The sequence below is a fragment of the Micromonospora globispora genome (assembly GCF_003857015.1).
In the GTDB taxonomy this organism is placed as follows: domain Bacteria; phylum Actinomycetota; class Actinomycetes; order Mycobacteriales; family Micromonosporaceae; genus Micromonospora; species Micromonospora globispora.
Map to the genome: position 1 here is coordinate 1 of NZ_QGGF01000383.1, position 5,371 is coordinate 5,371.

A 5,371-nucleotide genomic window follows, 5' to 3' on the forward strand; every position below is an offset into this window, starting at 1 on the left:
GGGCGGGTCAGGCGGTCTCGCCCGGGGCCAGGTAGCGGTAGCGGTCGCCCAGGGTCTCGGCGAACCAGCCGTTGATGCTGGCCAATCCGCGCTCGTTGAGCTGAGCGTCGTGGATCGGGAAGACCCGGCGTGAATCGACCACACCGGCGAAGTCGATCGCCTCGGTGAGCTTCAGCCAGGACGCCTGGGCGGGCACCAGCAGCGTGTCCACCGGCTGGCCGGGCGGGTGCAACGAATCGCCCGGGTGGTAGACCGCGCCCTCGACCAGGTAGCCCAGGTTGGCGCAGTCCGGCTGCCCACCGTGGATGGTGGCGTGCCGGCCGCCGACCGCGGTGACCGCGAAGCCGGCGGCGGTGAACGACTCGCCGGCGGCGACGCGGGTCACCGGCAGCGGTGCCAGGTCCGGCAGCCGCGCCTCGCGGGGCGCGAAGACCGGCACCCCGAGACCGACCAGCCGGAGCACGTCGATGTGGTCGGTGTGCTCGTGGGTGACAAGGACCGCGTCCGCGCCGACCAGGGCCCGGGGTTCGCTCCAGGTGCCCGGGTCGATGACGAGGACCCGTTCGTCGTCCTCGAGGCGGATGCAGGCGTGGGTGAACTTGGTGATCCTCACCGGGCCGAAGGTACCGGCGGCACGCCTGGCGGTGTGTCCCTCAATCGTCGAGCCGCCACCGGGGATCCGGCTCCATCCGCCCCACGTCGCCGCCCATCATCTCCTCGAACTCGGCCGGGTTGAGCTCCCCCTCCCGCAGCCGCCGCGCGTTCGCCGCGAACCGGGCGATGGCTGCGCCGCGGGCGTCCCGCTCGGGAAGGAAGCGTTCTCCGCCGCGATCGCGGTCGCCTCGTCGGCGACCTCGCGGGCGTCGTCGGTGTCGACCTGCTCGCCGTGCAGCTCGCGCAGGGCCACCGCCAGCCGCGCGTCGGCCGCCGGGCTCGTGCCCCACTGTCGGGCCAGCTCGACCGTGCGGCCGAGGGTGTCCTCGCCGACCTTCTCGCGGCGCAGGAGGGACCGCATCATGCTGCGGAAGATGAACGTCACGGCGTCGGCGTCGTCAGCGATCATGGCCGACAACCTAGCCGCCCGCTGCGACAATTCGCGGTGGTCGGCGACGAGCGGCGGCATGATCGGGGCATGGAGCGACGACCGGACCGGGGACACCGGATGATCCCGCACACCGCCGACGTGCGGATCGAGGCATGGGCGCCGGACCGGGAGGGCTGCGTCGCCGAGGCGGTCGCCGCGATGGTGGAGAGCTTCGCCGACGCCTCCGGCGCGACGGCGGACTCCGAGACGGAGCACCGGGTGCCGCCGGGCGAGGACCCGGACCTCCTGGTCGGCGTCCTCGACGAAGTGATCTTCCGGCTGGAGACGGAGGCCGCGCTGCCGCTGGAGACGAAGGTGCGGGCGGCCGACGACGGCGGCCTGCTGGTGCGCTGGCGCACCACCGACACCGACGCGGTGGAGCTGGTCGGGGCGGTACCGAAGGCGGTCTCCCTGCACGAGCTGCGCTTCGGCCGGGACGAGGGCGGCTGGTCCTGCGCGGTGACCCTGGACGTCTGACCAGGTCAGCCCTTCACCACGCCGACCGGCACGAGGCGGGCCACCTTCCGGCAGAGGCCGGCCCCCTCGGCCGCCTCCACCACGGCGGAGATGTCCTTGTACGCGGTTGGCATCTCCTCGGCCAGCCCCCGCCGGGACGCGCCGCGCACCGCGATGTCCTGTGCCTCCAGCTCCCGTCGCGGGTCGTGCCCCGCGACCGCCTTCGTGGCCTGCTTGCGGCTCTGCACCCGCCCCGCGCCGTGGCAGGTGGAGGCGAACGCCGGCGCACCCGGTACGCCGGTGAGCACGTACGAGCCAGTCCCCATCGACCCGGGGATGAGCACCGGCTGCCCCACGTCGCGCAGGTCGTCCGGGAGGTCGCCGTGTCCGGGCGGCAGCGCCCGGGTGGCGCCCTTGCGGTGCACGCAGAGCCGGCGCGACGCCCCGTCCACGTCGTGCGTCTCGATCTTCGCCAGGTTGTGCGAGATGTCGTACACCAGATCTAACTTGGCGCCCGCCACCCGCCGGAAGACCTCCCGGGCCGCGTGCGCGAGCAGCTGCCGATTGGCCCGGGCGTAGTTCGCCGCCGCCGCCATCGCCCCGAGGTAGGCGCGCCCCTCGTGTGACGACACGGGCGCGCAGGCGAGCTGCCGGTCCGGCACCTGGATGCCGTACCCGCGCATCACCTTCTCCATCTCGTGGATGTAGTCGGTGGCGATCTGGTGGCCCAGCCCCCGCGAACCACAGTGGATCATGACGCAGATCTGGCCTTTACGCAGCCCGAAGGCGCTCGCCACGGCCTCGTCGTACACCTCCTCCACGGCCTGCACCTCGAGGAAGTGGTTGCCGGAGCCGAGGCTGCCGACCTGGCGCGCGCCACGTTCCACCGCCCGCTCGCTCACCTGCGCCGGGTTCGCGTCGCCGACCGCGCCGTAGTCCTCGCAGCGCTCCAGGTCCCGCTCCACGCCGAAGCCCCGCTCGACGGCGTACCGGGATCCACCGCGCAGCACCCCGTCGAGTTCGGTGCGGTCGGTCAGGTGCCAGACCGCGCCCTTGCCCATCCCGCGCGGGGTCGACTCGCCGAGGCCGTCCATCAGCGCGTCCAGCCGGGACCGCAGCTCGTCGCGGCTCAGGTCCGCGGTGAGCAGCCGTACCCCGCAGGAGATGTCGAACCCGACGCCGCCGGGCGAGACCACGCCACCCCTCTCCACGTCGGTGGCGGCCACCCCGCCGATCGGGAAGCCGTAGCCCCAGTGGATGTCCGGCATGGCGTACGAGGCGTCGACGATGCCGGGCAGGGTGGCCACGTTCGCCACCTGGTCCAGCGACTTGTCGGCCCCGGCGTCCGGCAGCAGCGACCGGGACGCGAAGATCACTCCCTGTACCCGCATCGGGTCGTGCCGGTCGATCCGGAACCGGTACGGCGACTCCTCGACCAGCTCCATGCCGCCCCGGCTACCCGGGCGTGCGTCGGTTACACCCGATCTGGTTGAGATCGACCGGTCCGGGTAGTGCGGCACCATGCCCCAGCGATACGAGAACTACCCGACCATCGCCGTCATCACCGGTGCGGACTCCGGCATCGGCAAGGCCTGCGCGGTCGCCCTCGCCGAGGCCGGCTTCGACATCGGCATCACCTGGCATGCCGACGGCAAGGGTGCCGAGCGGACCGCCGAGGAGGTACGCGCGACGGGGCGCCGCTGCGAGGTCGCCAACCTGGACCTGACCCGGCTGCCGGACGCCGCCGCGGTGGTGGACGAGCTGGCCGATCGGCTCGGCGGGATCGGCGTGCTGGTTAACAACGCGGGTATCGGGCTCTCCACCCCCTTCATCGACGTCTCCTGGCAGCAGTGGCGGGAGGTGCTCAGCGTCGACCTGGACGGCCCGTTCCTCTGCTCGCAGCGCGCCGTGCGGCGGATGCGGGCGGCCGGCGAGGGCGGCCGGATCATCAACATCACCAGCGTGCACGAGCACGCGCCGCGGGTCGGCTCGTCGGCGTACTGCGCGGCGAAGGGCGGGTTGGGGCTGCTCACCAAGGTGATGGCACAGGAACTCGCCGCCGACGGCATCACCGTCAACGCGGTGGCCCCGGGGGAGATCGCCACGCCGATGACCGGGCAGGAGGACGTCGACCCGTTCACCCAGGACCGGCCCGGGGTGCCGGTCGGACGGCCGGGGGACGCCCGGGAGGTCGCCGCGGTGGTGGCGCTGCTGGCCTCTCCGTCGGCGTCATACGTGACCGGGGCGTCGTGGCCGGTCGACGGGGGGATGCTCCTGATGGGTCCGCAGGCATCCGCCCTCCCCTCCAACGACTGGCGCTCGGTCTGACCCGGCGGTGGCGTCCAGGCTGCGCGCGGGGCTCAGCCGCGCTGCCAGACCGAGGCCCGGCCGATGTACGCGATCTCGGCCGCGAAGGCGACCAGCGCCACCACCACACCGAGCGCGATGGCCAGTCCGGACGAGGCGCCGAGCAGCCCGGTCAGCAGGGCGGCGCCCAGCCCGAGCAGGAGCGCGGTGACCGCGCCCACCATCGCGGCCGCGGTGAGCAGCAGGTGCCACCGGCCCGGCCGGGCGCCCACCGCGGCCCAGGTCGCCCGCGCGACGTCTCCGCTGGCCACCGCGTCGGCGAAGAAGTCGTGCTCGCCGGCGAACTGGCGGTGGTAGTAGGCGCGGATGTGCTGGATCCGCCGGAGGTCCGTCGAGTTCTCCACCATGTTCTGCACCAGCCGCAGGAAGGTGAGCAGCCCGCTGATCACCAGGGTGGGCAGCACCGCGCCGAGGTACGGCTTGATCAGCTGACCGTTGCTGGCGACGAAGCCCAACCCGATCAGCGCGGCGGAGAGGAACGACAGGTACACCGTCGCCCGTCCGACCGATTCGGCGATCGTGGCGCTGCGGGAGGTCTGGAGCACGAAGTGTTCGGTGGTGAGGGCGGTCAGCAACGCCTGTTCGCGCGCCTGCTCGTCCATGCCGCCGCCCCTCCGCTGCTGGTTACGGCCACGATACGAAGTTCCGGGGCGTGGCCGAGGGGGAACCGGCTCGCCGGTCGTCGGCTCCGGGGCCGGGCCCCATGGTCGGCCGGGGTACCGGGCAGGCCGTCCCGGGCGGGGCGGAGAATGGACCGGCCGCGGCACCAACGCGGGTGGCGGGCCGGGAGGACGGGGCGGCATGTCGGAGACCGCGGAGGCGCATTCGTCGACCGCCGGCGGCGGGCGGGAGCTGCGCGCCGACTGTGCCCGCTGCTTCGGGCTCTGCTGCGTGGCCCCGGCGTTCTCCGCGTCCGCCGACTTCGCGATCGACAAGCCCGCCGGGCAGGCCTGCCCCAACCTGAAGGCGGACTCCCGCTGCGGCATCCACCGCGACCTGCGCGAACGGGGCTTCCCCGGATGCACGGTCTTCGACTGCTTCGGGGCCGGTCAGCACGTCGCCCAGGTGACCTTCGGCGGGCGGGACTGGCGCGCCGCGCCGGAGAGCGCGCGGCAGATGTTCGATACGTTCGCGGCGATGCGGCCGCTGCACGAGCTGCTCTGGTACCTGAGCGAAGCGCTGGCCCTCACCGCGCCGGGACCGCTGCGGGACGAGCTCGCCCGCGCGTGGGACGAGACCGGGCGGCTCACCGACGGCACCCCGGAGGAGCTGCTCGCCCTGGACGTCGACGCCCACCGAGCTCGGGTCAACGCGGTGCTGTCGCAGGCCGGTGAGCGGGCTCGGGCCGGTCGGGCCGGCGCGGACCGGCGCGGGGCGGTGCTGATCGGCGCGGATCTGCGCCGGGCGGACCTGTCCGGGGCGAACCTGCGCGGCGCCTGCCTGATCGGCGCGGACCTGCTGCTC

Annotated in this window: 7 protein-coding genes; 3 read left to right on the forward strand and 4 right to left on the reverse strand. The window is 73.6% G+C overall.

Features of this window, described 5'->3' with window-relative positions; all coding sequences use genetic code 11:
* Positions 1–7 precede the first annotated feature (7 nt).
* Positions 8–613, reverse strand: coding sequence for an MBL fold metallo-hydrolase (locus DKL51_RS19760; protein WP_124812359.1), 606 nt, complete (start codon positions 611–613; stop codon positions 8–10).
* 96 nt (positions 614–709) lie between these two features.
* On the reverse strand, positions 710–1,063 hold the full coding sequence (locus tag DKL51_RS19765) for a hypothetical protein (RefSeq protein ID WP_260428587.1): 354 nt from the start codon (positions 1,061–1,063) through the stop codon (positions 710–712).
* Between the two features lie 69 nt (positions 1,064–1,132).
* On the opposite strand from DKL51_RS19765, the gene DKL51_RS19770 reads away from it, so the two are divergent.
* Positions 1,133–1,561, forward strand: coding sequence for an archease (locus DKL51_RS19770; RefSeq protein WP_124812360.1), 429 nt, complete (start codon positions 1,133–1,135; stop codon positions 1,559–1,561).
* Between the two features lie 5 nt (positions 1,562–1,566).
* Here the strand turns inward: DKL51_RS19770 and DKL51_RS19775 are convergent, their stop codons facing one another.
* Positions 1,567–2,985: an RtcB family protein gene (locus tag DKL51_RS19775; RefSeq protein WP_124812361.1), complete on the reverse strand. Its 1,419-nt coding sequence runs from the start codon at positions 2,983–2,985 to the stop codon at positions 1,567–1,569.
* Positions 2,986–3,061: 76 nt separating this feature from the next.
* Here DKL51_RS19775 and DKL51_RS19780 point away from each other — a divergent pair, with 76 nt between their 5' ends.
* Complete coding sequence (locus DKL51_RS19780; protein ID WP_124812362.1) at positions 3,062–3,868, forward strand: SDR family oxidoreductase; 807 nt, start codon at positions 3,062–3,064, stop codon at positions 3,866–3,868.
* 32 nt (positions 3,869–3,900) lie between these two features.
* Here the strand turns inward: DKL51_RS19780 and DKL51_RS19785 are convergent, their stop codons facing one another.
* Positions 3,901–4,509: a hypothetical protein gene (locus DKL51_RS19785; RefSeq protein WP_124812363.1), complete on the reverse strand. Its 609-nt coding sequence runs from the start codon at positions 4,507–4,509 to the stop codon at positions 3,901–3,903.
* A 199-nt stretch (positions 4,510–4,708) separates the two neighbouring features.
* Here DKL51_RS19785 and DKL51_RS19790 point away from each other — a divergent pair.
* Positions 4,709–5,371 (forward strand): pentapeptide repeat-containing protein (locus DKL51_RS19790; RefSeq protein WP_148097819.1); only part of this gene is annotated, 663 nt, incomplete at its 3' end.